Origin of the sequence: Mesorhizobium sp. M4B.F.Ca.ET.089.01.1.1 (assembly GCF_004022605.1) — a bacterium.
In the GTDB taxonomy this organism is placed as follows: Bacteria; Pseudomonadota; Alphaproteobacteria; order Rhizobiales; family Rhizobiaceae; genus Mesorhizobium; species Mesorhizobium abyssinicae.
Genome location: NZ_RZOS01001147.1, coordinates 1 through 654 on the forward strand (window position 1 = coordinate 1; position 654 = coordinate 654).

The 654-nt window shown below is 63.8% G+C and carries 1 pseudogene; it reads left to right on the forward strand.

Features of this window, described 5'->3' with window-relative positions:
• Positions 1-654, forward strand: a pseudogene (locus EN780_RS36500) (hypothetical protein); the annotation flags it as partial.

The following is a 654-nucleotide window of genomic DNA, read 5'->3' on the forward strand; positions in this document are numbered from 1 at the left end:
CGATCTACAGCAGGCTCGCCGACGAACTGGACCTGACCACCAAGCGCATCGGCGTCATCACCCGGCACATGAAGGTCAAAGGCTGGTATTCCGGCGACGCTGGCGACATCGCCAACATGCTGGCGGCCGACGACACGGAATTCGTGCCGATCGGCAATGCGGACATTTGGGCGGCCAATGGCGGCCTGTCCGGCGCGGTCGCGTTCTGGCCGGTCGAGAAGTTCATTCTGGTGCTGCGGGAACTCTACAGCGCCCGCGAACAGACCAAGCAGGCCATCTACGAGATCACCGGCATTTCCGACATCGTGCGCGGCGCTTCGCAGGCCAGCGAGACGGCCACGGCGCAGAACATCAAGACCCAATGGGGCTCGCTGCGCATCCAGAAGATGCAGCGGATGATGGAACGCTGCGCACGCGACATCTTTGTGATGATGGCCGAAATCATCCCGGCGAAATTCTCGCATGAGACGCTGCAGCAGATGACCGGCGTGCAGATTATCCCGACGCAGCAGGATTTGACCCCAGTGCAGCCGCCGCCACCGCCGCCCCAGGGCGCTCAGGTGCCGCCCGAGCAGCAACAGCAGCTTCAGCAGGCCATGCAGGCGGCTCAGCAGGCCGAACAACAGAGGCAGGCGAAGCTGGCCAAGCTGCAGG